The sequence below is a fragment of the Nocardia asteroides genome (assembly GCA_019930625.1).
Taxonomy (GTDB): Bacteria; Actinomycetota; Actinomycetes; order Mycobacteriales; family Mycobacteriaceae; genus Nocardia; species Nocardia sputi.
The window spans coordinates 2,058,564-2,084,228 of sequence record CP082844.1 but is presented as its reverse complement, the minus strand read 5'-3'; the positions used below and the strand labels follow the sequence as shown (position 1 = coordinate 2,084,228).

General features: G+C 65.1%; 24 protein-coding genes. 18 read left to right on the top strand and 6 right to left on the bottom strand.

What is annotated here, in order from left to right; genetic code table 11:
• Window positions 1-22: 22 nt before the first annotated feature.
• Genes K8O92_09535 through K8O92_09515 form a run of 5 tightly spaced genes read left to right on the top strand, consistent with a single transcriptional unit; the run spans window position 23 to window position 6,902 of the window.
• A complete protein-coding gene (locus K8O92_09535; GenBank protein UAK34108.1) occupies window positions 23-946 on the top strand; it encodes an ABC transporter permease in 924 nt (307 codons plus the stop codon).
• Entirely contained in the window at window positions 943-2,820 is a 1,878-nt protein-coding gene (locus K8O92_09530) for an ABC transporter ATP-binding protein (protein UAK34107.1), read from the top strand. The genes K8O92_09535 and K8O92_09530 overlap by 4 nt, the downstream gene beginning before the upstream one ends.
• Before the next feature lie 13 nt (window positions 2,821-2,833).
• A complete protein-coding gene (locus K8O92_09525; GenBank protein UAK34106.1) occupies window positions 2,834-4,534 on the top strand; it encodes an ABC transporter family substrate-binding protein in 1,701 nt (566 codons plus the stop codon).
• Between the two features lie 32 nt (window positions 4,535-4,566).
• Window positions 4,567-6,246, top strand: coding sequence for an ABC transporter family substrate-binding protein (locus tag K8O92_09520; GenBank protein UAK34105.1), 1,680 nt, complete (start codon window positions 4,567-4,569; stop codon window positions 6,244-6,246).
• Between the two features lie 38 nt (window positions 6,247-6,284).
• A complete protein-coding gene (locus K8O92_09515; GenBank protein UAK35560.1) occupies window positions 6,285-6,902 on the top strand; it encodes a hypothetical protein in 618 nt (205 codons plus the stop codon).
• Window positions 6,903-6,915: 13 nt separating this feature from the next.
• Here K8O92_09515 and K8O92_09510 read toward each other — a convergent pair whose 3' ends face one another.
• Window positions 6,916-7,431 carry a DUF4240 domain-containing protein gene (locus K8O92_09510; GenBank protein ID UAK34104.1) on the bottom strand — a complete coding sequence of 172 codons (516 nt, stop codon included), beginning with the start codon at window positions 7,429-7,431 and terminating at the stop codon, window positions 6,916-6,918.
• A gap of 97 nt (window positions 7,432-7,528) precedes the next feature.
• Between K8O92_09510 and K8O92_09505 the strand changes: the two genes are divergently transcribed.
• The 5 genes from K8O92_09505 (at window position 7,529) to K8O92_09485 (ending at window position 12,826) form a co-directional block, all read left to right on the top strand.
• Window positions 7,529-8,266: a GntR family transcriptional regulator gene (locus K8O92_09505; GenBank protein ID UAK34103.1), complete on the top strand. Its 738-nt coding sequence runs from the start codon at window positions 7,529-7,531 to the stop codon at window positions 8,264-8,266.
• 8 nt (window positions 8,267-8,274) lie between these two features.
• Window positions 8,275-8,991 (top strand): sterol desaturase family protein, encoded by a 717-nt coding sequence (locus K8O92_09500; protein UAK34102.1) that lies wholly within the window; start codon window positions 8,275-8,277, stop codon window positions 8,989-8,991.
• Between the two features lie 354 nt (window positions 8,992-9,345).
• Window positions 9,346-9,555, top strand: a complete 210-nt coding sequence (locus K8O92_09495; protein ID UAK34101.1) for a heavy-metal-associated domain-containing protein — start codon at window positions 9,346-9,348, stop codon at window positions 9,553-9,555.
• A gap of 199 nt (window positions 9,556-9,754) precedes the next feature.
• Window positions 9,755-10,531, top strand: a complete 777-nt coding sequence (locus K8O92_09490; protein UAK35559.1) for a hypothetical protein — start codon at window positions 9,755-9,757, stop codon at window positions 10,529-10,531.
• Between the two features lie 45 nt (window positions 10,532-10,576).
• On the top strand, window positions 10,577-12,826 hold the full coding sequence (locus tag K8O92_09485) for a heavy metal translocating P-type ATPase (GenBank protein UAK34100.1): 2,250 nt from the start codon (window positions 10,577-10,579) through the stop codon (window positions 12,824-12,826).
• Between the two features lie 254 nt (window positions 12,827-13,080).
• Here the strand turns inward: K8O92_09485 and K8O92_09480 are convergent, their stop codons facing one another.
• Together K8O92_09480 and K8O92_09475 are read right to left on the bottom strand one after the other, a co-directional pair.
• Window positions 13,081-13,410, bottom strand: coding sequence for a hypothetical protein (locus K8O92_09480; protein UAK34099.1), 330 nt, complete (start codon window positions 13,408-13,410; stop codon window positions 13,081-13,083).
• Between the two features lie 120 nt (window positions 13,411-13,530).
• Entirely contained in the window at window positions 13,531-14,394 is an 864-nt protein-coding gene (locus K8O92_09475; GenBank protein UAK34098.1) for an NAD(P)H-binding protein, read from the bottom strand.
• Between the two features lie 86 nt (window positions 14,395-14,480).
• Here K8O92_09475 and K8O92_09470 point away from each other — a divergent pair, with 86 nt between their 5' ends.
• From K8O92_09470 to K8O92_09445, 6 genes are all read left to right on the top strand, one after another.
• Window positions 14,481-15,350: a helix-turn-helix domain-containing protein gene (locus K8O92_09470; protein UAK34097.1), complete on the top strand. Its 870-nt coding sequence runs from the start codon at window positions 14,481-14,483 to the stop codon at window positions 15,348-15,350.
• Window positions 15,351-16,590: 1,240 nt separating this feature from the next.
• The gene (locus K8O92_09465) at window positions 16,591-18,585 is read left to right on the top strand and encodes a TIR domain-containing protein (protein ID UAK34096.1); all 1,995 of its coding nucleotides are present in this window, start codon (window positions 16,591-16,593) and stop codon (window positions 18,583-18,585) included.
• Window positions 18,582-19,187, top strand: coding sequence for a hypothetical protein (locus K8O92_09460; protein UAK34095.1), 606 nt, complete (start codon window positions 18,582-18,584; stop codon window positions 19,185-19,187). Before K8O92_09465 ends, K8O92_09460 begins: the two co-directional genes overlap by 4 nt.
• Complete coding sequence (locus K8O92_09455; GenBank protein UAK34094.1) at window positions 19,184-19,723, top strand: hypothetical protein; 540 nt, start codon at window positions 19,184-19,186, stop codon at window positions 19,721-19,723. The genes K8O92_09460 and K8O92_09455 overlap by 4 nt, the downstream gene beginning before the upstream one ends.
• Window positions 19,720-20,259 (top strand): dCTP deaminase, encoded by a 540-nt coding sequence (gene dcd / locus K8O92_09450; protein UAK34093.1) that lies wholly within the window; start codon window positions 19,720-19,722, stop codon window positions 20,257-20,259. Before K8O92_09455 ends, dcd begins: the two co-directional genes overlap by 4 nt.
• Before the next feature lie 4 nt (window positions 20,260-20,263).
• Window positions 20,264-20,869 (top strand): hypothetical protein, encoded by a 606-nt coding sequence (locus K8O92_09445; protein ID UAK34092.1) that lies wholly within the window; start codon window positions 20,264-20,266, stop codon window positions 20,867-20,869.
• Window positions 20,870-21,065: 196 nt separating this feature from the next.
• Here K8O92_09445 and K8O92_09440 read toward each other — a convergent pair whose 3' ends face one another.
• Together K8O92_09440 and K8O92_09435 are read right to left on the bottom strand one after the other, a co-directional pair.
• Complete coding sequence (locus K8O92_09440; GenBank protein ID UAK34091.1) at window positions 21,066-21,809, bottom strand: 1-acyl-sn-glycerol-3-phosphate acyltransferase; 744 nt, start codon at window positions 21,807-21,809, stop codon at window positions 21,066-21,068.
• Window positions 21,810-21,820: 11 nt separating this feature from the next.
• Window positions 21,821-22,570 (bottom strand): 1-acyl-sn-glycerol-3-phosphate acyltransferase, encoded by a 750-nt coding sequence (locus tag K8O92_09435; protein UAK34090.1) that lies wholly within the window; start codon window positions 22,568-22,570, stop codon window positions 21,821-21,823.
• A 224-nt stretch (window positions 22,571-22,794) separates the two neighbouring features.
• Here K8O92_09435 and K8O92_09430 point away from each other — a divergent pair, with 224 nt between their 5' ends.
• Both K8O92_09430 and K8O92_09425 read left to right on the top strand, forming a co-directional pair.
• The gene (locus K8O92_09430; protein UAK34089.1) at window positions 22,795-23,613 is read left to right on the top strand and encodes a hypothetical protein; all 819 of its coding nucleotides are present in this window, start codon (window positions 22,795-22,797) and stop codon (window positions 23,611-23,613) included.
• A 41-nt stretch (window positions 23,614-23,654) separates the two neighbouring features.
• Window positions 23,655-25,193 (top strand): Rieske 2Fe-2S domain-containing protein, encoded by a 1,539-nt coding sequence (locus K8O92_09425; GenBank protein ID UAK34088.1) that lies wholly within the window; start codon window positions 23,655-23,657, stop codon window positions 25,191-25,193.
• 56 nt (window positions 25,194-25,249) lie between these two features.
• Here K8O92_09425 and K8O92_09420 read toward each other — a convergent pair whose 3' ends face one another.
• The gene (locus K8O92_09420; GenBank protein UAK34087.1) at window positions 25,250-25,591 is read right to left on the bottom strand and encodes a calmodulin; all 342 of its coding nucleotides are present in this window, start codon (window positions 25,589-25,591) and stop codon (window positions 25,250-25,252) included.
• Window positions 25,592-25,665: the final 74 nt, after the last annotated feature.

The window sequence follows — 25,665 nt, the reverse complement described above, 5'->3', positions numbered from 1 at the left end:
ACCGGCCCGTAGGAGGGGCAGCATGACCGAAGCCGAAATCATCGTCCAGGGCGCTCCGGAGGTCACCGCGACCGGACGGCGCAAGCTGGTCCTGCGGCGGTTCCTGCGCAACAAGCCCGCCGTCGCGGGCGGCCTGGTCCTGATCGCGCTGTTCGTCGCGAGCTTCGCGCTGCCGCCCTTGCTGCCCTACGACTACCAGCAACTGGACTACACGGCCCTGCTGCAACCGCCGAGCCTGGATCATCCGTTCGGCACCACCCAGATCGGTCAGGACGTGCTCGCGCAAACCCTGCGCGGATTGCAGAAATCCCTGGTGATCGGCCTGTGCGTCGCGCTGTTGTCCACCACGATCGCGGCCACCGCCGGTTCGCTGGCCGGATTGCTCGGCGGCTGGACCGACCGCGCGATCATGTGGCTGGTCGATCTGCTGCTGGTGGTGCCGAGCTTCATCATCATCGCGCTGTTCGCGCCGCGCACCAAGGGCAGCGGTTCCATCCTGCTGCTGATCGTCCTGCTGTCCTGCTTCGGCTGGATGATCTCGGCGCGGATCGTGCGCGGCCTGACCCTGAGTCTGCGTGATCGCGAATTCGTCCGGGCCGCACGGTACATGGGTGCGCCCACCCGCACGGTGATCCTCAGCCACGTCATCCCGAACATCGCCTCGATCCTGATCATCGACACCACCCTCACCGTCGGCTCGGCGATCATGGCCGAGACCGGGTTGAGCTTCCTCGGTTTCGGTGTGCAGCCGCCGGACGTGTCGCTGGGTTCGCTGATCGCGGCGGGCACCAAATCGGCGCTGACCTATCCCTGGTTGTTCCTGTTCGCCGGCGGTCTGCTGATCCTCACGGTGCTCTGCGCGAACCTGGTCGGCGACGGACTGCGCGACGCGTTCGATCCCGGCGCCAAGGGGGCACGGTCGAAGAAGAAGAAGGATCGAGCATGACAGGCGCGGGCGCCACCGAGAAGAAGGCCGAGACGACCGCGGCCGCACCACTGCTGGAGATCACCGATCTGCGGGTGTCCTTCCCCAGCGAGGAGGGCCGGATCGACGCGGTCCGCGGAGTCACCTACACGGTGTCCGACGGCGAGGTGCTCGCCATCGTCGGTGAGTCCGGTTCGGGCAAGTCGGTGTCCTCGCTGGCGGTGATGGGGTTGCTGCCGGAGCAGGCGCGGATCACCGGGTCGATCCGGTTCCGCGGCCGGGAGCTGCTCGGTCTCGGCGATCGCGAATTGTCCAAGCTGCGCGGCAGTTCCATCAGCATGGTGTTCCAGGACCCGCTCTCCGCGCTCACACCGGTCTACCGGGTGGGCGAGCAGATCGCGGAAGCCCTGCTCGCGCACGGGAAGATGGGCAGGAGCGAAGCCGCGAAGCGGGCGGTGGAGCTGCTCGACCTGGTCGGCATCCCGGATCCGGAGGTGCGGGCCAAGGCGTTTCCGCACGAGTTCTCCGGTGGCCAGCGCCAGCGCGTGGTCATCGCGATGGCGATCGCGAACGATCCGGGGCTGATCATCTGCGACGAGCCGACCACCGCGCTCGACGTGACCGTGCAGAAGCAGATCCTGAACCTGCTGCGCAAGGCGCGCGACATCACCGGAGCGGGTGTCATCATGATCACCCACGACATGGGCATCGCCGCGACGCTGGCCGACCGCGTCGCGGTCATGTACGCAGGCAAGATCGTCGAAACCGCTACCACCACGGCGTTGTTCAACGCGCCGCGGATGCCTTACACCGTCGGACTGCTCGGCTCGATCCCGCGTATGGACGGCCCGCCGCGGCGTCCGCTGATCCCGATCGTCGGTGCGCCGCCCGCCATGCACGCCCTGCCGCCAGGATGCTCGTTCGCACCGCGCTGCCCGATCTCGATCGAAGAGTGCGGGGCCGCGGAACCGCCGTTGGAGCCGATCGATCCCGGGCACGGCGCGGCCTGCATACGCACTGCCGAGGTGGGCACGGATGCGCTGTTCGAGGCCTATCGCCGCGAGATCGCCGAGCCGGAGGCCGAAGCAGAGGTGGATTCGGAGGTGGTGCTGCGGGTCTCGGACCTGGTGAAGGTCTTCCCGATCACCTCGGGTGTGCTGCTGCGCCGTCGCAAGGGCGAGGTCAGGGCGGTCGACGGCATCAGCTTCGAGGTGCGTGCCGGGCGCACGTTGGCGCTGGTCGGCGAGTCCGGCTCCGGTAAATCCACCACGCTCACGCAGATCCTCGACCTGGTTTCCCCACAGGCGGGCACCATCGAGATCATGGGCAGCGACGTCGCTTCGCTCAGCAAGGCGCGCAGGCGGGAGATCCGCCGGAAGATGCAGATCGTCTTCCAGGATCCCACCGCCTCGCTGGACCCGCGCCTGCCGGTTTTCGACGCGCTCGCCGAGCCGTTGCGCATCGACGGGCGGTCACGGGCCGAAATCGCTCGCCGGGTACCGGAATTGCTCGAGCAGGTCGGGCTGCGCCCGGAACACGCCGACCGCTACCCCGCCGACTTCTCCGGTGGCCAGAAGCAGCGCATCAGCATCGCCCGCGCGCTCGCGCTGGATCCGGAGCTGCTGGTGCTGGACGAGCCGGTCTCCTCCCTGGACGTCTCCATCCAGGCGGGTGTGCTGAACCTGTTGCGCGACCTGCAGACCGAGCGCGGCCTGTCCTACCTCTTCGTCTCGCACGACCTGTCCGTGGTGCGGAACCTGGCGCACGACATCGCCGTCATGTATCGCGGCAAGATCGTGGAATACGGTTCGGCAGAGCAGATTTTCGCGGCGCCCACACACGAGTACACGCGGGCGCTGATCGATGCGGTGCCGGTGCCGGCCGTGAGTCGGTAGAGAGGAGAGCGCGATGCGAATCCGATCCACGCGAGGCTGCACCCGGCCACGCTCGGCGCGCTGGGCGGTTCCGGTCGTCGCGCTCGGACTCGTGGTAGCGGGGTGCGGCGCGGACGGCGCCGAGTCGGCGACGGGGCTGTCCGACGCGCTCGGCACCACCAGCGACATCAATCCGAGGAGCCCGGACGAACTGCGCGAGGGCGGCAACCTGCGCCTGGCCACCACGTCGTTCCCGGCGAACTGGAACACGCTGTCCAACGACGGGAACGACGGCGAGATCGGCGACATCGAGCGGCCGCTCATGCCGCGCGCGTTCACCACCGACGCCGCGGGCCAGCTCACGGTGAACAGGGACTACTTCACCGATGTCCAGTTGACCGGAACCGATCCGCAGCAGGTGACCTACACGATCAATCCGAAGGCGGTGTGGTCCGACGGCGCCCCGATCACCTGGGAGGACCTCCGCTCTCAGGCCAACGCGCTGAGCGGCGCCGACAAGCGCTTCCTGATCGCTATCTCCAATGGCTTCGACCGGGTCGAGAAGGTCGAACGGGGCGTCGACGACCGGCAAGCCGTCATTACGTTCAAGCAGCCGTACGCGGAGTGGCGCGGCCAGTTCGCCGGCAACATGGCGCTGTTCCCGAAGTCGGTGACCGGCGATCCCGAGGCGTTCAACCACAGCCTGGTCGACCGCATGGGTCCGACGGCGGGCCCGTTCGTGGTCGAGTCGACCAACCGTGCCCAGGGCCGCATCGTCTTGGCTCGCAACCCGAAGTGGTGGGGCGAGCGGCCGAAGCTGGACACCATCACCTACAGCGTGCTCGATCGAGTGGCCTGGGTGGGCGCACTGCAGAACAACGAACTCGACGCGGTGCGGCTGAGCACGATCGACGACGTCAAGACCGTCCGCAGCACCTCGGGGCTGGTCGTGCGCCGGGCGCCGGGTAACCGGTGGCGGCACATCACGTTCAACGGGGCCCCCGGCTCCATCCTCGCCGACCCGAAACTGCGCGTGGCGATCTCGAAGGCGATCGACCGGCAGGGCATCGCGACCGCCACCCAGAACGGCCTGGTGGAGAACCCGAAGCCGTTGAACAACCACGTCTTCCTGCAAGGGCAGGAGGGCTATCGCGACAACAGTCTCGGCTACGATCCGGCAGCCGCGGCGAAGGAACTCGACGATCTGGGCTGGAAGCTCAACGGCGACGTCCGCGAGAAGGACGGCCGCAAGCTGGTCATCCGCGACGTGATGTACAACGACCCCACCTGGGTGCAGATCGCGCAGATCATCCAGCAGAACCTGGCGGCCGTCGGGGTGGGGTTGCAGATCGACACCCGGCCGGGCGCGGGCTACTTCACCGACGTCATCCAACCCGGTGATTTCGACGCCGCCCAGTTCATCTTCTCGGGCGACGCGTTCCCGCTGAGCAGCCTCCCGCAGATCTACGCGTACCACCCTGACGACCTACAAGGTAACTTCGGTCGCATCGGGTCGCCGGAGCTGAACGCCATGATCGATCGCACCCTTTCGGAGCTGGATCCCGCGAAGGCCATCGAACTGGCCAATCAGGTCGATCGCGCGGTCTTCGAAGAGGGCCACTCACTACCGCTGACCCAATCCGAGGGAAACTTCGGCGTTCGCGCCGACATCGCCAACTACGGGTCTCCCGGACTGGCGTCCTACGACTACACCAAGATCGGTTTCCTGAAGTAGACACGCAGCAGCGCTGCGGGAAGGAGCGGACCATGCGGATTCGTTCACTGACGACACGACTGGCGGTCGCCGCCGTCGCGATCGGATTGGTGGCCTCCGGATGTAGTTCGGACGACGAGGGCGCTCCCGCGGGCTCTGCCGCCGAACTCGGCACCACCAACGACATCAACCCGCACGACGTCGGCGAGCTGCGCGACGGCGGCAACCTGCGGCTGGCGATCTCGGCGTTCCCCGCGAACTGGAACGCCCTGTCCAACGACGGGAACGACGCCGAGACCGGCGCCCTCGAACGGCCGATGATGCCACGCGCCTTCCGCACGAACGCGGCGGGCGAGCTGTCGATCAACACCGACTACTTCACCGACATCCAGCTGACCAGCACCGAACCGCAGCAGGTCACCTACACGATCAATCCCAAGGCGGTGTGGTCCGACGGCACCCCGATCACCTGGGAGGACATCCAGTCCCAGGCCAACGCGCTCAGCGGCGCGGACAAGTCGTTCCTGATCGCCAACAACAGCGGCTTCGACCGGGTCGAGAAGGTCGAACGCGGCGTCGACGACCGGCAGGCGATCATCACGTTCAAAAAGCACTACGCCGAGTGGCGGGGACAATTCGCGGGCAACACCTTCCTGTTCCCCAAGTCCGTCACCGCTACGCCCGAGGCGTTCAACAAGAGCCTCGTCGACGGCATCACGCTGACCGCGGGACCGTTCATCGTGCAGTCCACCGACCGGGCGCAGGGACGCATCGTGCTCGGCCGCAACCCGAAGTGGTGGGGTGACACTCCCAAGCTCGACACGATCACCTTCAGCGTGCTCGACTCCGCCGCGCAACTGCCCGCGCTGCAGAACAACGAGATCGACGCGGTCGGGCTGGGCACGCGCGACGACTTGCGCACCGCGCGCGACACCCCCGGCATCGCCATCCGGCGGGCTCCCGGCAACAGCTGGAACCACTTCACGTTCAACGGGGCTCCCGGTTCCATCCTCGCCGACCAGAAGCTGCGCGTGGCGATCTCGAAGGCGATCGACCGGCAGGGCATCGTCACCGCCATCCAGAACGGCTTGGTGGAGAACCCGAAGCCACTGAACAACCACGTGTACATCCAGGGTCAGGCCGGCTACCAGGACAACAGCCTCGGCTTCGACCCGGCGGCCGCGGCGAAGGAACTCGACGACCTGGGCTGGAAGCTCAACGGCGACGTCCGCGAGAAGGACGGCCGCAAACTCGAGTTCCGCGACGTCATGTACCAGGAGGACACCTGGGTGCAGATCGCGCAGATCATCCAGCAGAACCTGGCCGCGATCGGCGTCAAGATGAACATCGAGACCAAGCCGGGCAGGGGCTTCTTCACCGAGGTGATCCAGCCGGGCAACTTCGACGTCGCGCAGTGGACCTGGGTGGGTGACCCGTTCCCGCTCGGCAGCCTGAACCAGATCTACGGCTACAACCCGAACGATCTGCAGGGCAACTACGGCCGCATCGGGTCGCCGGAGTTGAACGCGCTGATCGAGCAGACGGTGTCCGAACTCGACCCGAAGAAGGCGATGGAGCTGGCGAACCAGGTCGACCGCACGGTGTTCGAGGAAGGCCATTCGCTGCCGCTGATGCAGTCTGCGGGCAACGTCGGTGTGCGCGCCGACCTGGCGAACTACGGCGCAGCGGGTCTGGCGTCACTGGACTACACGAAAATCGGTTTCTTGAAGTGAGTTCCGGATCGGGCCACCCGCTGGCCTATCCGCTCACGGTGACGTTCGGCGCCCTGGCGGTCTGTGCCGCTTGGGCGCCGTTCGGCACTCTGGATCAAGTGGCGGCCATTTCGGCCGTGGCGCTCGGCATCGTCGGCTACACGGGGTATCGGCTCGCCGTCGCCTTCGGCGCGCTTCCGTTCTGGCGCTCGGGCAGCGCGCGAACGGCGCGGGTGACTCGCCTCCGACAGCAACATCGCCTGGTCAGCCGGTCGTGGTTGCAGGTCGACGGCACCAGCCGCCCGCGTTGGCTTCCGGTCTACTTCGACCCGGCACTGGTCACCCTTACCGAGAACGAGGCGGAACTCGACCGCGCGATCCACGTCGACGGGCGACGCCTCTACCCGTCCGGACGCATCCGCGACGTCGAGCCGCCCGGCCGCCTCATCGACAACCCCACCCGTCCCGACCCCGACGCGCCCGTTCTCATCGCGAAGTCCACCCGGCTGCGCCGCCGACTCCTGCTCGACGCGCAATCCACCGTCGCCGCCCCCATCGCCGCGCTCCCGTGGGTCTACCTCGACGGGGGCGGCCTTCCCGTCTTCCTCGCCGCCACCACCGTCGCCGCCGGGTGCTCGATCTGGCTCTCCGCCATCGGAGGCTCCGACCCCACGTGAAATCGGGCGGATGCTACTTCGTCAGTCCCCAACCGGCCGGATTGGAAACGCTCTCCCGGGAAATGCCGGAACCGGTGGCCGGGAAGCCGCCGAACCGTTCTCGGTGCAGATCGGCGAAGAAGTAGCACATGGCCCCGCACTCCGCGTCGAGCACAGCCACTTCGGGGGCGGCCACCACGGCGTCGTAGAAGTCACGACCCATCGCGACGATGAACCCCCGGCAGTACAGGAAGCCGTCGTCCGAGCCGTCCGTGACCTGCTGGATGTCGGCGCGGTCGATGTCGTACAGTTTCCGCTCCAGCACCCGGTCCAGCACGGTGAGTTCCTCGGCCGACAGCCCCGCACTCAGCGCACGCAGATGGTCGAGGAACGCGTTCAGATGCTCGTCGATGGCGTATGCCTCGTCGTCGTTCTCCCGGTGGAACAATGTTTTCCGAAGCGCGGCAGGCTCGGCGCCTGTCCGCTCCCACGCCGACTCGACGATGCTCCAGAACCGCGACTCGTCAGCGGCGGTGGGGATTTCACTCACGGCGCCGGACGCTACCAGAGCAGCCCGTCCGACAACGCCCGCGACAAAATTGGTCTGACCACTTGACCTCCTGACCAGTAAGGCGCACAGTGGAGCCATGGCGTTGCAACCTGTGGTCAAGCGGTCGGTGTCGGCGGATGTGTTCGAACAGATCGCCGCGGACGTGCTCAGCGGCGAGCTGGCGCCCGGAGCCACATTGCCCAGTGAGCGGCAGTTGGCCGAGGCGCTCGGCGTGTCCCGGCCCGCGGTCCGAGAGGCGCTACAGCGGCTGGCCGCCGCCGGGCTGGTCTCCGTGCGGCAGGGAGACGCCACGACGGTGCTGGACTATCGGCGCGGCGCGGGGCTGGAGGTGCTGCCCAGGCTGCTCGTACAGGCCGGGGAACTGGACCCGGCCGTCGCGCGCAGCATTCTGGAGGCCCGGCTGCACAACGGGCCGAAGGTGGCGGAGCTGGGCGCGCGCCGGGTCGGAGCGGTCGGAGCGACCGAGGTACGCCCGCTGCTGGAGGCCTCGGTCGACGCGCTCGCCGCCGAAGAAGATCCGATCGCCCAGCAGCGGCACGCGATGGAGTTCTGGGATCACGTGGTGGACGCCGCCGACTCGATCGTGTTCCGGCTGATGTTCAACATGTTGCGCGCCGCCTATGAACCGGCGCTCGCGGCGCTGGCCCCGATCATGTCCGCCGAGGTGGGCAACGTCGAGGCATACCGCGAATTGGCCGCCGCCATCGTGGCGGGCCGGCCACAGAAGGCCGCCACCAGCGCTCGAGCGCTGCTCGAGCCGGCGACCACCGCTCTGATCGAGGTCCTCGGCGGACCGCCGGTCACGCACAGCTAGGAACCACCATGACGAAACCCAAGGCATCCGATCGCGATCCGGTCGAGGTCCAGGCACGGGCGCGGGTGCGCCGCGACGAGCGGGCGCTGCGCCGTGGACTCACCCTCGGCCAGGCTTTCGCCGAATTCCTCCGCCACCCCTCGCCGTGGATGATCGGGACCACGCTGGTGGGCGCACTGATCGCCCGGCTCGTCGTCGGCGATTGGCAGCCGACGGATCTGCTGGTTCCCGCCGTGATGCTGGCGGCTTTCCCGGTCTTCGAGTGGATCGTGCACGTCACCGTGTTGCATTGGCGGCCACGGCGGCTCGGTCCGATCGCGATCGACAGCGAGTTGGCCCGCAAGCATCGCGAGCACCATGTCGATCCGCGCGACATCCCGCTGATCTTCATCCCGACGAAGACGCTGTCGGTGCTGGTCGTCGTGCTCATCGCGCTGGGTGTGTTCGCCTTCCCGCGCCTGGGCCTCGGGCTGACCTTCCTGATCACCATCACCCTGCTCGGCCTCGGCTACGAGTGGACGCATTACCTGATCCACACCGACTACAAGCCGAAACGCGCGCTGTACCGGGCGGTTTGGCGCAACCATCGCCATCACCATTACAAGAACGAGCACTACTGGTTCACGGTCACCAGCTCGGGCACCGCCGACCGCCTGTTCGGCACCTATCCCGACCCGGCCACGACCGAAACCTCACCCACGGCACGCAACCTGCATTCGACCTGACCACTGCCGCCCCGCGACACCCCAGCGGGGCGGCATCCGTGAGCAGCGCCCTCAGCCACCGCTCGCGCCCGACCATTCCACTCGAACCGAGCAACTGCCGTCCCGCGACAACGGGGCGGCACTCGCGAGCAGGGCCACATCTTCATCCGCCGCCTGCCTGGCACCTGAAACGGATCCAGGACGCAGAGAGCAGGAAGACCGCAGTATGCGGATCGTCCTCCGGACCCGCACGCCGAGCCCGGCCCGTGACCTTCGTCGCGGACCGGGCTTTCGTCTGCGCCGGGCTTGACGAAAATATACCCTAGGGGGGTAAGGTAATGAGCAAGCACGGACAACCGCACAAGGAGAACGACCATGAGTACCGCCACCACCGTGACCGTCACCGGCATGACCTGCGGGGGCTGCGCCACTTCGGTGCGCACCGAGATCGGCCGCATCTCCGGCGTCGAATCCGTCGCCGTCGATCTCGCCGCCGGACTGGTGACCGTCGAGAGCGCGAACCCGGTGGAGCGCACCGAACTCACCGCCGCCGTGGAGCGCGCCGGTTACGCGGTCACCGACTGACGGACGGAGCACACCGATGAACGCATCCACCAAATTCGGCGGCTTCGCCCTCGGCCTCGCCGCGATCTTCGGGCTCGCCCTCGCGACCGGTTCGGTCATCGGGCCGGAGCCCACCGAATCCGCCGCCCATGACGCGGCAGCTCACGAGGGTGGCCCCGCCGACCGGGGTGAAGTCCACCCCGACGCACTACCTGGAGGAATGATGGCAACCGACCGCGGCTACACCCTGCGGCTGGACACGACCCAGACCACCGCCGCGGCGAACGCGCCGCTGCACTTGCGCATCCTCGACCGGGACGGAAAGGCCGTCACTCGCTACGTGCGTACCCACGACAAGGATCTGCACCTGATCGTCGTGCGGCGCGACATGGTCGGCTACCAGCACGTGCATCCGGTGCTCGACGGCAACGGAACCTGGAGCGTCCCGCTCGATCTCCCACGCGGCGGCGACTACCGGGTATTCGCCGACTTCACTCCCGAGGGCGGCGACAACCTGACTCTCGGCGCGGACCTGCGGGTGGCGGGCGCCTACGACCCCCGGCCCCTGCCTGCCGCGACCTCGACCGCCGCCGTCGGCGACTACACCATCACGCTGGACGGCGTCGTCGTCCCCGGCCGGACCTCGACGGTTACGCTCTCGGTGAGCCGCGCGGGCAAACCGGTGACCGACTTGCAGCCCTACCTCGGGGCTTACGGCCACCTCGTGGCACTGCGCGCCGCCGACTTGGGCTACCTGCACGTCCATCCCGAAGGCCACCCTGGCGACGGTGTCACCGCGGCCGGGCCGAACATCACCTTCGCCGTCACGGCGCCGAGCGCGGGCGATTACCGCCTGTTCCTCGACTTCCAGCACGAGGGCGTGGTCCGTACCGCCGAATTCACCCTGACCGTCGCGCCGGGCACCCCCGCCGTGGACGCATCGACCCACGAAGAAGACACTGGTCAGCAGCCGGCGCCGCACGGTCACGGACACTGACCCGCCGACCGTCCGCACCGCGTCGCACAGAACGGAGCAACCACGATGACCACCGCGACACAACCGCCGCCCTCCGGGCAGGTCGAACTCGTGATCGGTGGAATGACCTGCGCGTCCTGCGCCGCGCGCATCGAGAAGAAGCTCAACAAGCTCGACGGTGTCACCGCCACCGTGAACTACGCCACCGAGAAGGCCCGCGTCGAAGTCACCGGTGACGTCTCACCGGACGAGCTGATCGCGACCGTCGAACAGGCCGGTTACACCGCCGCCCTTCCCGCCCAGCCGGAACGGTCGGAGGAGGCCGTCGCCGAGGACGACCTCGCCGCCGCCCTGCGCACCCGCCTGCTGGTCTCGCTGGCGCTGTCGGTGCCGGTGATCGCCATGGCGATGATCCCGGCCTTGCAGTTCACCAATTGGCAGTGGCTGTCGCTGACGCTGGCCGCGCCGGTGGTGGTGTGGGGCGCGCTGCCGTTCCACCGCGCGGCGTGGACCAACCTGCGCCACGGCGCCGCGACCATGGACACCCTCGTGTCGATGGGGACGCTGGCCGCCCTGGGCTGGTCGGTGTACGCGCTGTTCTGGGGCACCGCGGGCACCCCGGGCATGACACATCCGTTCGAGTTCACCATCTCCCGGATGGACGGCACCGGCAGCATCTACCTCGAAGCCGCGGCGGGCGTCACCACATTCATCCTGGCCGGGCGCTTCTTCGAGGCGCGCGCCAAGCGGCGTGCGGGTGCCGCGCTTCGGGCATTGCTCGAGCTGGGGGCCAAGGAGGTCTCCGTGCTCCGCAACGGGACCGAGCAGCGCGTTCCCGTCGAGCAATTGGCGGTCGGCGATCGGTTCGTGGTGCGGCCCGGTGAGAAGATCGCCACCGACGGCATCGTGGTGGAAGGTTCCTCGGCCGTCGACGCCTCGATGCTCACCGGTGAATCGGTGCCGGTGGAGGTCGGCGCGGACGACGCCGTGGTCGGCGCGACCGTCAACGTGGGCGGCCGGATCGTGGTGCGCGCGACCAGGATCGGCTCCGACACCCAGTTGGCGCAGATGGCGAAGCTGGTGGAAGACGCGCAGACCGGCAAGGCACAGGCGCAGCGGCTGGCCGATCGGATCTCCGGGATCTTCGTGCCGATCGTGATCGCGCTGTCGGTCGCGACGCTGGGATTCTGGCTCGGCGCCGGCGGGTCCGTGTCCGCGGCGTTCACCGCCGCGGTGGCGGTGCTGATCATCGCCTGCCCGTGCGCGCTCGGTCTGGCCACGCCCACCGCGTTGATGGTCGGCACGGGACGCGGGGCGCAACTGGGCATTTTGATCAAGGGCCCCGAGGTGCTGGAGTCGACGCGGCGGGTCGACACGATCGTGCTGGACAAGACCGGCACCATCACCGCAGGCAAGATGACCCTGCTCGAGGTCGTCCCCGCCGAAGGCGAGGAGGTCTCGCGGATCCTGGAACTGGCCGGAGCGCTGGAGGACTCGTCCGAACACCCGATCGCCCAGGCCATCGCCAAGGGTGCCCGCGAGCGGGTGGGTTCGCTGAAGCCGGTTGAGGGCTTCGCGAACGTCGAGGGCCTGGGTGTGCAGGGGATGGTGGACGGCCATGCGGTGCTCGTCGGGCGGGCCCGGCTGCTGGCGGACTGGTCACAGCACCTCGACGACGACCTGACCCAGGCGATGCGCGCGGCCGAAGCCGAGGGAAAGACCGCCGTGGCGGTGGGCTGGGACGGCAAGGCCCGCGGGGTGCTCGTGGTGGCCGATGCGGTGAAGGCGACCTCGGCGGAGGCGGTTTCCCAACTGCGCGCCCTCGGCCTGACACCGATCATGCTGACCGGCGACAACCGGGCAGCCGCCGACGCGATCGCCGCGCAGGTCGGCATCGACGAGGTGATCGCGGAAGTGCTGCCGCAGGACAAGGTCGACATGGTCAAGCGGCTGCAAGCCGAGGGCAAAGTGGTTGCGATGGTGGGCGACGGCGTGAACGACGCCGCCGCACTCGCCCAGGCCGATCTGGGGCTGGCCATGGGCACCGGCACCGACGTGGCCATCGAAGCGGGCGATCTGACCCTGGTCCGCGGTGACCTGCGGGCGGCAGCGGACGCGATCCGCCTGTCCCGCCGCACGCTCGCGACCCTCAAGGGCAATCTGTTCTGGGCCTTCGCCTACAACGTGGCGGCGATCCCGCTGGCGATGGCGGGCCTGCTGAACCCGATGCTCGCGGGCGCGGCGATGGCGTTCTCCTCGGTCTTCGTGGTCAGCAACAGCCTGCGGCTGCGTAGCTTCCGATCGACAGCGCGATAACGAAAAACACCGGACGGGACGGCACGCGTAGTGTCGTCCCGTCCGGGCAACCGCCAGGAGGTCTCCATGTGGGCATTCGCCGAACGCGCAGCGCAGGTTGCGCGGCATCCAGCGGCCAGGTGCGTCGCCGCATGCCTGCTCGCAGCCGCCGGCCGAGCTCTACGCCCGAGTGACGCCGATTCCGGCAAAGCATGCGCATAACGCCATGGGCGAGCGTACCCCCGGCACACCGAAATCCGAAATGGAAAAACAGCTCAGCCGCGCAGCGTGGTCACCGTGACCAGATCGGGCCGCAGGAACGACCCGTACACCTCGATCGACACCCCGCCGGTCGGGGATTCGCCCGCCCACCGGGCGTGCTCGGTGATGCCCTCCGCGAGCAGCGCTTTCGCTCCAGGCGACCAAGCGACGGCTACCTGGCTCAGCGCGGGCCCGAGGTTCAGGTTGGCGATCGCCGCGGATTCGTTGTTGTCGAAGTAGACCTCCGTGCCACCCGGGAACGGGTTCACCGCCACCGCGGATGCACTCGCGCCACCGAACGCGGCGGCCGAACCTCCCGCAACGAGCGCTACCAAGACGGTCATGACCCGTCGACGCATCCGAATCCCCTTTTCATGTAAGCGCACCGGCCCTTCGGCCGGTCATGTCACCCTTGCCGAGCAGGCAGCATTCGGCAATTCGATGTGATGCCAATCACAGACAGCTTACTGTGCGCTTTCGACAGCGCCGAACGCACTCGCATGGTCGGTCGCCCATTCGGCGAATGTCCGCGCGCGGCCGAGAATTCGGGCCACGTTCGCGGTGACGATCGCATTGCCTCCCGCGCGCACGTAGGCCTGGCCCGCCAGTGCCCCGTCCGCGTATTCGACGGACATTCCGGACGCCAGCATGTATTCGCGCGCCTCTGCTTCCGGAATGTCCACGACATCCACCGGACGACCCGCGACGGCGGCCAAGGTGGCGGCCAGATCATGGGTGGTGCGCAGTTCCGGACCGGTGAGGTCGTAGATCCGGCCCGCGTGCCCAGAGGACACCAATGCTTCGACGGCGACCCCGGCGACATCGCGGGGATCGATCACCCCTTGGGCGGCATCACCGGTCATATTCGGCACCGGCTGCCCGGAGCGAATCGCATCAGCCCAGCTCAACGTATTGGAAGCGAAGGAACTCGGACGCAGGATCGTCCATTCGACGCCGCTGTCTCGCGCGGCCTGCTCGCCGGATAGATGCCACGTGCCGACGCGGCCGAGTCCGGCATCGCCGGTACCGATGGCGGAGAGCTTGACGAGGCGGCCGACCCCCGCGTCCCGAGCGGTGGTGATCAGGGCTCGATCGGCCTCCACGTACTCCGGTCCGAGCACACCGACGAAGAAGGCCGCCCGCGCGCCGCTCATCGCCTCGGCGATGGACGCGAGGTCGAGGTAGTCACCACGCACTACTTCGACGCCCGCCGGAACCCGGGCACGACCGGGGTCCCTCGTCACGGCCCGGACCGGCTCACCACGTTCGGCGAGCTGCCGGATTATTTCACTTCCGATGGTGCCCGTGGCACCGGTGATCACGATCATGCGAACCACCGTGCCGGGGCATACGCCCTGGTCTCTAGGAAATTTCGGCACACCTCGCCGGGCCTGCGCTGCCTACAGTGGATGCGGTGACCACCCTGCTGCGCCCGTCCGTCGTGACCGCCGAGCTGATGGAGGAGTCCGCACCGGCGCCGGACTCGCTGCGGGCCTGGCTGACCGAATCCGGCCGCATCCCGACGGTGCGCGACCTGCCCGAGTCGTTCGCGCACATTCCGCAGACGGCGGCCACGATCGTGCTCCGCGCCGAGCACAGCGAGGGCGGGGACGCCGACAGCGACCCCCGCGACATGCGGACGCAGACCGGCGATACCCGTGTCGCGCTCGTCGTCGGGCCGCAGACCAAGGCGATCTATTCGCGCGCGAGCAAACCCGCGGGCTGCCTCCGGCTGCGGTTGGCCCCGGGTGCGGTCCCCGCCCTGCTCGGGGTTTCGGCGGCGGACCTGACCGATCGCGTGGTGCGACTGCGCGACCTGCCCGGTCCTGCCGCTCACCTGGCCACCGAGCTGGTCCAACTCGAACAGGACGAGGTCGTCGCGTACCTCGAGGACGAGCTGCCGCGCCGCATTCCCGACAACCCGGCCCACCGCGCCCACCGCCGATTGCTCACCGCCGCCGTGGCCGCCATCGGAGCCGACCACCCACTCCCGATCGCCGCGCTGGCCGCGCGACTCTCCGTCAGCGAGCGTCAGCTCCGCAACCTGTTCACCAGCGGAATCGGCGTCTCTCCTAAGCACTTCGTCCGTATCGCCCGCCTTCGGCGCGTTCTCTCCCGAGCCGAAGACACACCGTGGGCCGACCTCGCGGCCGCCACGGGCTATTACGACCAGTCCCATATGACGGCCGACTTCCGCAGGCTGATGGGCGTCGCGCCGACCTCGTTCCTTCGGGGTGAGATCCCCACCCCTTCTCCTTGTCGTGCCCTCACTCATCTGCGCTGATCGGACCCAATTTGGCGAATCTCGAAGTTCGACTCCGGACATTTCCGGATTTGCCGGCTGTCCGGACTCGGAGTCGGCGTAGCGGCACGGGCGGTCGGCATTCGCTCGCCTCCGGTCGGCGGGTATAGCGGACGCGCGCAGTACAAGCGTTCGCAAGGTAAACGAGGTAAGCCCGCTACTCCATCGAGAAAGATCTCCACCGCGTCCGGGTAATGCGCGTGCCGCCACTCCCGCGCGAACGTCATCGCCGCCGTGACACACGCGGCGAACTCCAGCCTCAGACCGTGGAAGAACACACTGACGTGAACGTCCGTCTCCGATGAATTCGTGGATGAATCGCCGCACATCACGCACCTGATCCCAGAGTTGGCGCCGAGCGATGCCGTCGAGCTTCGACGGCGTTCGTATGGGCGCGGCGAAAGTATCGGTAGTTCTCACGGCTGACGATCACGGCCGCGACGAGCGTCGCGCAGGAGAGGAAATCGCAGTCACGGTGCAGCTCGAGCGCCTGCCTCGCACTCTCGGGATCGGAGACAGGCCAGTGCGGGTCATCGTGCGCGACCCGGTATCGCAACTCCACGACGCTGAGGAACCACAGAATCGCCTACTGCGGGGGTGAGGTATGCCAGGAATTCGACGTCACCTTCCACGGCAGGGTGATCGGCGGCGGTTGGCGGTCAGCGACGAATCCACCGACGCACGCTTCCTCCTCCGGAACGACTCCGACGCAGACTGATTCACGAAGCAGTCCGCCTCCGATCGCGCCACCACTTCGGCCGTAGGACGCAGCCGTACCCGGGCTGAGCACAGCCGCTTGCCTGTCAACCACTGTCAGTCCGAGCGATCACTACGATATGAGGTGCGCGGAGCCATGTCGGTGAACTAGCAGCACGCGTGCCAGCACATTATCGGCTAGCTCTCGAATCGAGTGTCCGAATCCACCAGCCGGGGCATACGACCACGTAGTAGTGATGTTCTTTGCGATGCACCAAGCTGCATTCTCAGGGCGATCCAGGCGAGCGTGGCTACTGTTAAGCATTCACCGTACCGTGATATGAAGAACGCAAGAATAAAACCTTTCGGTCTATTTCTAGACTCAGCTGAAAAGGATGCTCACCCAATGTGCGTGTCCGAGGCTGGCCCGACCCGGCACAGTCAGTACTATGATCTAACATGCGAAGGCGGGGTGGACAGCGGTCAGCGGCAGCCGCAAGCGCAGCGATCAAGATAAAGGGCCACGATGAATTTTTCTCCGGTACCCCACACCGGCCCAAGTTCTGCCCTGCACATTGTGTTCGATGCCGTGCATGGAACGATCGATGCCCGCGACGCCGCCGCCAGCACTCATGCACCGGTAATTCCGCGAGCACTGATTTCGACACCGGTTCAAAGGCTGCGACGGATCAAACAGCTGGACTTCGCTTCGCAGGCATACCCGGCCGCCGACCATTCCCGATTCGCACACGCGCTCGGGACCATGCACGTAATGCGGAAGCTTGTAACCAAACTCTACGATATGGGTCATCTGGGCGAGGCAGAACTTCCGCTACTTCGAGGGAGTTACCCATCGTGTTTTCACGGAGACGATGAAGCGGATCGTGCGCAGCTTCTTCAACATATGCTTCTCGCAGGCCTATTACAAGATCTGGGTGAACTGCCCTTTGCTCAAGTCACACGCCACATATGTGGTCCAAGATTCGCATTGCGTCAAGAAATTTCACACAAGACGGGTATTCCTGTGGAAGCGATCAAGCCGAAAGACGTATTCACATTGGCTTGTATCTACAGCGAGTCTCTCGTGCAATCGATTCAGGGCATCGACCTCGATTTTCTAGCCTTTCTGATAACCGGCCTCCCTTCGACCAGATCGAATGAGAAGCTCGCCCCACTCAGGCAAATGGTCGATGGCACTCTCGATGCGGATCGCTTGGATTACGTATTTCGCGACGCGCATCATACTATCGGCACGACCGGAACCGTAGATGCGGTGATCGACACGCTCAACTACTACGACGCCTCCGGGCCCGTGATGACAGACGCCAGCCCGATCTCGAATTTTCTGGTCACCCGTGCCCGACTCTATTCGACAGTCTATCTCTCACCCGCCAATAGATTTCGTTTGAATGTTCTCCTCACAGCGCTGAGGGGAATACGTGATGATAAGGGATGCGCAGAGCAAATCTTTGGTTCCAATGGAAACGAGCTGTCGCTGGACGACTTTTTGGAGCTGGACGAGGTTTCACTGACCTCGCGACTGCATCACTTAGCTCGATCTGCAGATTCGCGACGACTTGACGATCGGTCACGGAGCGCACTGGAAATATTCGCAGGCAAGTTTCACGAGTACAACCATTTTTGGATCTTCCCGTCGAGCAACGGCATAAGTACGGCGACCGAAGATTTCTCCCTCCCTAGCGAATTGTTCTTCGATACGTTCAGCGACCAACAACGGCCCATTTATCATGCGGGTGCGGTGAGAATCAAGAACGACAGTCTAAGATTTGCTGCAGGTCCTGTCCCCTTGGAGCAGTGTGCTGGGCCCTTTACTGCCATGTTCCAGTCACCTACATCAACCCTGCCTATGAAGGATTGCATCCTGGTGTTCGAGCCGGATGTCAAGCACGGCAGAGCATGGGCGCAGTTCACAAAAGCGCTCGGTGAGCAGCGACTGTATCAAGTTTTGATGGCGAACGACCCTCTGACGACGGTCGATTTTCCAACAGATACCCGGGATTTGCCCGGATTCAGTGGCCCGGCAATATTTATTTCTTTCGCGGGTGCCGATCTAGCGATCGTTCGACGTATTGCATCGGAGTTGCAACGACGAAATCGCCGTTATTTCTTTTATGCGGGGAGGTTCCAGGGGGTTGGTGACACTGCATATCACAACAGCGCGCAGGGGGTACAAGTGGCAGACGCAGTGATGATACTTGCTTCGACGAACTATATTGCCCGATATAATCAGGAACCTGATGGATACATATCGACAGAAGTATTTGCCATCAGCAACCGCCTTGCTGCAGGTTCCTTACCCTTCGTAATACTTTCTGCCGATAGTTGGAAAGAAATCGAAGGCGGCCTGCCCTGGCGAGCAGCGTTCAAGCTCGACGAAGCGCCTTTCGTAGGAAGACCGCTCAGGTCCGCCCCTCGGGATGAGGTTGCCGAGTCAGTCGATGAAATGCTCCGAGCCATTGACCACGAAGTCGAGGCCAGCTCGGAGACGAAACAACAATGAGCCAAATCGAATACTCAAAGAGCGGGGAAATCCGGATCGCATTGTTTGGGGACGCCGGAGCCGGAAAAAGTACAACAGGTCGATTCATCGAATCGACATGCGAAACACTTGGAATCGGTTTCGCACGGCTTAGACTCGCTGAGCCTCTGTACGAGGCACAGCATGCTATATACGAGATCGCGGGACGACCTCTTGCTGACAAGTACACACAGGACGGGGAATTACTCTCATTCCTTGGAAGCCATCTGCGTAAGATAAATCCGACAGCTTTGGTCGACGCATTCCGTGTTCGGCTCGAGCTGTTGCTGGCCGGCATCCGCATCGAAGGACGAGAGCGGATGGTGATCCTTTGCGACGATATGCGTTTTCCGGACTGGGACGATCTCCACCAGCTCGATTTCATTCCCATTCGAGTTATAGCCCACCCCGACCAGTGTGGACGTCGGCGGCAGCTCCGCGGCGACTACAACATCAGCCTGACGCCCTCATGGCATGAGCGGAATCTGGACGCGATCGTGCCGGCGTTCACGGTAAATAATTCTGGTTCGATACAAGACCTCGAGCGGGAAGTTCAGAGACTTGTGGTGGGGCTTCTGACATGATCCTGTCCGGAAACGCAATACGCGAAGCAGTGCAGAAAAATACGATTACTATCGACCCGTTCGAGCTACGTCTATTGAATCCGAACAGCTACAATTATCGGCTCGGCCGTTTCTTGAAGCCCAGTCCAGCAGGGGTACTGGACCCGCGGGATCATATCGAGTGGCCTGAGTTCGAGATACCGGAAACGGGTACCTTGCTCGAACCAGGTCGACTGTACCTGGGACACACTTGGGAAAAAATCGGCAGCCACGACTTTGTGACTATTCTGATTGGTCGATCATCCGTCGGGCGGCTCGGTCTCTTCCTGCAGGTGTCTGCGGATCTCGGTCATCAAGGTGCGGTGCATTCTTGGACGTTGGAGCTTACCGTCGTACAACCCGTGCGTGTATACCAAGGCATGACAATCGGACAGGTGAGCTTTTGGGTACCGCACGGGAAGTCAACTCTTTATAACGGGCTGTATGGGGACTGGTCGGGCCCCAAAGAGCACATGGCCCAACTGCTTGCCAGCGATGCCGGGGAGAAGATCCAATGATTCTCACCGGGAGTGAAATATCTCGACAGCGCGCACTCGGAAGGATCGACATCCGACCTTTCGATGAAAGCCAGGTAAATCCGAACAGTTATGATTTCCGACTCGGGTCGACCCTCAAAGTTTATACTGATTATGTTTTGGACCCGCAGCGGCAGAATCTGACGTCGACGACCTCTATACCAGCTTCTGGACTTGTATTGAATCCAGGGCGCATCTATCTGGGCCATACTGCCGAGATCATGGGCAGTGACTACTACGTGCCGATAATCAGGGCAAAGTCGTCGACAGCACGACTGGGTTTATTTGTTCATGTTACTGCAGATATCATTGATATAGGGAGCCATAACCAGTGGACCCTGCAACTGAATCCTGTTCAGCCAGTGCGTGTCTATCCTGGTATGCTCATCGGCCAAGTTACGTTCTGGAAGGTGACCGGTGAAATCACTCTATACACCGGAAAATATCAAGGCTCTATGGGTCCCGTCGAATCGCTCGTCCACTTAGATTTCACCGAAGGACACAGAGAAAGGGAGTAATACATTGATCCTCTCCAGGCCTACCATCATAAACTACATCTACAACGGGCGTATCTCAATGCGGCCATCCTTCGACGCCGCCCAGGTTCGACCATTCGGCATCCGCGTCCATCTCGGTGCGGATATTCTTCGACCGGTCGCTATGGATGTCGACTTGTCGGTGGAAACAGAAATCGACAACCTGTATCGTCGTGAGTCGATCCTGGATAAGGGATTGGTGCTCGCGCCAGGCGAGTTCGCCTTGGGCGCAACCATCGAGTCCTTTATGGTTGATCCAGAACTCGCGTGCCGGCTGGATGGGCGAAGCACGCTTGCGCGTCTCGGATTGATGGTGCACTGCACTGCAGAAACGATCGACAACAACAACAGCGAGCATCGCGCTGTCGTTCTGGAACTCAAAAATATCTCCGCATTCACGGTCAAGATACCTTACGGATACGGTGTAGGCATGCTGACGTTCATCCAAGCTTCGGAGCCGGTCGACCCAGCCGACGAACAGACGCAGTACGCTGGGCAACTGGACGTCATGGGTCCGAATCTCAAATTCCCCGCGCCCTACTTCGGTGGCCGCGGCGAAGTGAAATCCGGGCCGCTCGTAGCTCCCGTGTGAAGATCACATCCGACTTGCATATTGAATCGGCAACTGCCTTCGCAGCGAAACGCACACCAGCGGCGGCACCTGGGATGATGCTCGATCGCCAACCCCTCGGATGGTGTGTCATCTCTGATAGTTGTCGAACATAGTTCGAAGCCTGATACAGCGTGAACGATCAGTCACTATCGGGCTTCGTACGTACAGCGGGGTGTCAGCGTGCCTTTGCTCGCCGGCGCCTCTCCATCTCCTCATGTTCCAGCGCAGCCGCCTCCGCGAGAGTCGGAGCGCTCCCCCCGAGCCGCGCGGGTACCCACCGTGCACCTTCGACCATGGGGTAGTTGCGTTGGGCGCGTTCCAGAAGCTCTCTCATCCGGGTCCGCAACGTTGCGGTGAGGTCTCGAGCTGGTCGGTTGGGCGGGATGGGGTCGCCGATGCGGATGTGCACCGGGAACTTGTGACGGCCGAGCTGTCTGGGAATGTCTTTGGTCCAGATCCGGTGGGCGCCCCAGATGACCAGCGGAACGATCGGGACGTCGGCTTCCACCGCCATGCGCGCCGCGCCGGACTTGAATTCCTTCAGCTCGAAGCTACGGCTGATCGTCGCCTCGGGATATACCACCACCAGCTCGCCCTCGCGCAGCGCCGTCACCGCGCGGGCATACGATTCGGCGCCCGCCGTGCGGTCGACGCCGATCGCTTTGCAGCGCTTCATGAGGAAGCCCACGATGCCGTGCTCGAGCTCTGCCTTCATCATGAACCGGACATTGCGGCCGGACTTCCGCCCGACCAGTCCGACCTCCATGAAATCGAGGTAGGCCGTGTGGTTCACGGCCAGCACCGCGCCGCCGGAGCGCGGAATGTGCTCTTGCCCTTCGATATCGATGCGCAGACCCTGGGCGAAGAAGATGGCGCGGGCCAAGCCGGTGAGGATGTCGTAGACCGGTTCCCGCGCCATCACAGCTCCCGTTACTGATCCGCCGCGTCCTCGCGGGCGGCCTTCGCCTCGGCTTCGGCGGCGTCCATCGCGTCCGCCTCTTCCAGGGTAGGAGCGCTGCCGCCCAGTCGGGCCGGAACCCAGTACGCACGGGGCTCGTGCACGTAGTCCTTCTGCAGGTCCAGCAGCATCTCCTGCATGGTCGAGCGCAGCTCGGCGGTGAGTTCCGCGGCGGGCTCGAATGGCTGGATCGGCTCGCCGACCGCGATCGAGATGGGCGTGTTGGTGCGACCGAGCCGTTTCGGGAAACCCTTCGTCCACACCCGTTGCGCGCCCCAGATGACGATCGGGATGATCGGCACCTCCGCCTCGATGGCCATGCGCGCCGCGCCGGACTTGAATTCCTTGATCTCGAAACTGCGGCTGATCGTCGCTTCGGGATACACGCCGACCAGTTCGCCCCGGCGCAGATATTCCACCGCGGCCTTGTAGGAGTCCGCGCCCGCCGAACGGTCGACCGGGATGTGCTTGAGCGCCCGCATGATCGGACCGGAGATCTTGTCGTCGAAGACCTCTTTCTTGGCCATGAACCGGATGTAGCGCTTCGGGGTGCGCACCGGCAGGCCCGCGTAGGTGAAGTCCATGTAGCCGGTGTGGTTCACCGCCAGCACGGCGCCACCCCGGGCGGGAATGTGTTCATCACCCTTGACGGTGAACTTCAGACCTTCGATGAAGAAGACGGTTCGGGCGAGCCCGATGATCGTCCGATAGACGGGTTCCACAAGTCCGCTAGCGTAGTCGCTGCCCGCCCCCACCGGCAGATCGCCGCCATCGAGCCGCACCGGAGCCAGGACGCGTGAGCAGCCCGAACCGAACGCCCGGAGAGAAGAGGATCGTCGAAGTGGAACGCGCCCGACCGGTACCGCGCGAGTACGACCGCCGTTCAGCGAGTGTTCGGACTCGGGCGTCCGCCGGGCGAGCCGCCCGGGGTGCGCTCATCGGCGGCTTGATCCTGATCGGAACGGTCGCCCTGACCGGTTGCGACTCCGTGGTCGGCATTCCGGAGGAGAGCGCGCCGCAGGCGGCCGTCCGGACCACACCACCCGCCGCCGTCCCGACCACGCCGCCACCGAGCACCTCGGCGCTGCCCCCGGTCCCCGCCGACGCTCCACCGGTCGGCGCGGTCACCGGGCTGCCCGCCGCCGCCACCGCGATGCAGCGCTGGGCGGCCGACCTGCGATCGCACACCATCGCCGAAATGCAGGAGAAGTGCTGGACCGTCGCGCCCAAGAACGTGGCCGACATGTACCAGGACCAGCAGGAGATCCTCACCGCTTTGGCGCAGCCCGGCACGGCGACCGAGCAGGCGGTCGTCTGGAAGAGCTCGACGACCACGGTCGCTGCGGATCGCGCCGAGATCGAGACCGGCTATGCCTGCCCACGCGTCGCCGCGGCGGGCGCGGAGATCGCCTACAACGACGCCGATGCCCGCCACACGGTGCGCCGGTACCTGTCGCGCTTCGTCGGCACTCCGCTCGACCCCGCCGACAAAGAGGGCGACTACCCTTTGATCTGTAAGGCGTCCCCGGCGACCTGGGACCCCAAAGGCACCGGGCGTCCGAGCCCCGCCCCGCTGGCCGACAACCAGGGCGTGCTCACCGGGGCCACCGAGTTCGCCGACCAGCAGATCCGGTCGGAGCAGGTGAACACCGATTACATCGCGGTGCTCGTACCGGTGACCAACTCCTCCGGTGTGACGCAGACCCGCACCTTCACCTTGCGGTCCGAGCCGGACGGCTACTGCATCGGCGACGTCTCGCCATAACTACTACCCTGGTTGGCTGGCAACAGCAGGAGGAGCAGCTAGTGCAGATCACCAGCGTCGGACACGCCGGATTCCATATCCGCACCGCGGCCGGGTCGATCCTTTGCGATCCCTGGGTGAACCCCGCGTACTTCGGTTCCTGGTTCCCATTCCCCGACAACACCCAGCTGGACTGGGACGAGCTGGGGGCATGCGACTTCCTGTACGTCTCGCATCTACACCGCGACCACTTCGACGCCCGGACGCTGACCGAGCACGTGAACAAGGACGCGACCGTGCTGCTGCCGGATTACCCGGTGCCCGACCTGCGGCGCGAGCTCGAACAACTGGGCTTCCATAAATTCTTCGAGACGGAGGACTCGGTCAAGCACACAGTGACCGGTCCCGGCGGCGACCTGGACATCATGATCATCGCGCTGCGCGCGCCCGCCGACGGCCCGATCGGCGATTCGGGGCTTGTCGTCTCCGACGGCGAGACGACCTGCTTCAACATGAACGACGCGCGACCGGTCGACATGGACGTGCTGCACGACGCGTTCGGCCACGTCGACATCCACCTGCTGCAGTACTCGGGTGCGATCTGGTACCCGATGGTCTACGACATCCCGGCCCGCACCAAGTCGAACTTCGGCAAGCAGAAGCGTCAGCGCGGCATGGACCGGGCCCGCAGCTACATCGAGCAGGTCGGCGCGACCTGGGTGGTGCCTTCGGCCGGTCCGCCGGTGTTCCTGGACGACGAGCTGCGCTACCTCAACGACGATCGCGGCGACGAGGGCAACATCTTCCCCGACCAGAAGGTGTTCCTGGAGCAGATGCAGATCCACGGAAACGCGGGCGGCATCCTCATGATCCCGGGTTCGGTCGCCGACGTGCGCGGCGCCGAGCTGACGTTGACCCATCCCAGTGACCCCGCCGAGATCTACGACAACAAGGCCGAGTACATCGAGCGGATGGCGCAGCGGCTCGCGCCGGTGCTGGAGGCCGAGAAGGCGACGTGGGAACGCGGCGAGGGATCGCTGCTGGAACCGTTGCGGAAGTTGTTCGAGCCGATCATGTCGCAGAGCGATGTGATCTGCGACGGCATCGGCTACCCGGTCGGCTTGGTGATCGGCGAGGAAACCATCGTGCTGGACTTTCCCAAGCGCACGGTGCGCGAGCCGATCGAAGGCGAGGGCCGCTACCGCTACGGCTTCCGCATCGCGCCGGAACTCGTGCGCACGGTGCTGCGCGACCGCGAGCCGGACTGGGTGAACACCATCTTCCTGTCCACCCGCTTCCAGGCCTGGCGGATCGGCGGGTACAACGAGTTCCTCTACACCTTCTTCAAGTGCCTCACCGACGAGCGCATCGCCTACGCCGACGGCTGGTTCGCCGAGGCGCACGACGATTCCGCCTCCACCGAGCTCAGTGGATGGGAGGTGCAGCGCCGCTGCCCGCACCTGAAGGCGGACCTGTCGAAATTCGGAGTTGTAGAGGGCAATACCCTCACCTGCAACCTGCACGGCTGGCAGTGGGACCTGGAGTCGGGTCGCTGCAAGACGTCCAAGGGGCACGAACTGCGGTCGCGCAAGCTCGACTGAACCCCGCATTCCGGCCGGCGCGTACACGCCGGCCGGAACCGATTGCCGAGAGATTGCTACATGTTGGTGACTTCGCGGACAAGCCTCGACGACCACGGGCACCACATACAGCCGGGCAGGAATGCGCCACACGCCTCGTCCAGGTGGTCGTTGACGTACATGATGCTGGCGTCGCAGACCTCGATCGCCATGGTGAAGAACGTGATGGTCTCCGGGTCCAGATGGAAGTCCCAGCCCGGGTTGTAGGGGGCCGGAAGCTTCCGGATCCGTCCCATGACGTGCACGGACATCTGTTCGTCACCCGTCAGGATGCGGCGGGCTTCCTCGATCCGCTGCTGGTTGTTCAACTGGATGATGAACTCTTTGCCCGAGTAGTCGGTGAATGCGAAGAGCGCCATGTCTTCCCCTCTTGTCGGTGGGTCCTCTTGTCGATGGATGGCGAATTCCGCACCGGTGCGACTCGATCCTATCC

Bases quoted from the DNA above. Each gene is read 5' to 3' on its own strand.
- K8O92_09535 (UAK34108.1), top strand. From the start codon at position 23: ATGACCGAAGCCGAAATCATCGTCCAGGGCGCTCCGGAGGTCACCGCG.
- K8O92_09530 (UAK34107.1), top strand. From the start codon at position 943: ATGACAGGCGCGGGCGCCACCGAGAAGAAGGCCGAGACGACCGCGGCC.
- K8O92_09525 (UAK34106.1), top strand. From the start codon at position 2,834: ATGCGAATCCGATCCACGCGAGGCTGCACCCGGCCACGCTCGGCGCGC.
- K8O92_09520 (UAK34105.1), top strand. From the start codon at position 4,567: ATGCGGATTCGTTCACTGACGACACGACTGGCGGTCGCCGCCGTCGCG.
- K8O92_09505 (UAK34103.1), top strand. From the start codon at position 7,529: ATGGCGTTGCAACCTGTGGTCAAGCGGTCGGTGTCGGCGGATGTGTTC.
- K8O92_09500 (UAK34102.1), top strand. From the start codon at position 8,275: ATGACGAAACCCAAGGCATCCGATCGCGATCCGGTCGAGGTCCAGGCA.
- K8O92_09495 (UAK34101.1), top strand. From the start codon at position 9,346: ATGAGTACCGCCACCACCGTGACCGTCACCGGCATGACCTGCGGGGGC.
- K8O92_09490 (UAK35559.1), top strand. From the start codon at position 9,755: ATGATGGCAACCGACCGCGGCTACACCCTGCGGCTGGACACGACCCAG.
- K8O92_09485 (UAK34100.1), top strand. From the start codon at position 10,577: ATGACCACCGCGACACAACCGCCGCCCTCCGGGCAGGTCGAACTCGTG.
- K8O92_09480 (UAK34099.1), bottom strand. From the start codon at position 13,410: ATGACCGTCTTGGTAGCGCTCGTTGCGGGAGGTTCGGCCGCCGCGTTC.
- K8O92_09475 (UAK34098.1), bottom strand. From the start codon at position 14,394: ATGATCGTGATCACCGGTGCCACGGGCACCATCGGAAGTGAAATAATC.
- K8O92_09465 (UAK34096.1), top strand. From the start codon at position 16,591: ATGAATTTTTCTCCGGTACCCCACACCGGCCCAAGTTCTGCCCTGCAC.
- K8O92_09460 (UAK34095.1), top strand. From the start codon at position 18,582: ATGAGCCAAATCGAATACTCAAAGAGCGGGGAAATCCGGATCGCATTG.
- K8O92_09455 (UAK34094.1), top strand. From the start codon at position 19,184: ATGATCCTGTCCGGAAACGCAATACGCGAAGCAGTGCAGAAAAATACG.
- dcd (UAK34093.1), top strand. From the start codon at position 19,720: ATGATTCTCACCGGGAGTGAAATATCTCGACAGCGCGCACTCGGAAGG.
- K8O92_09440 (UAK34091.1), bottom strand. From the start codon at position 21,809: ATGGCGCGGGAACCGGTCTACGACATCCTCACCGGCTTGGCCCGCGCC.
- K8O92_09420 (UAK34087.1), bottom strand. From the start codon at position 25,591: ATGGCGCTCTTCGCATTCACCGACTACTCGGGCAAAGAGTTCATCATC.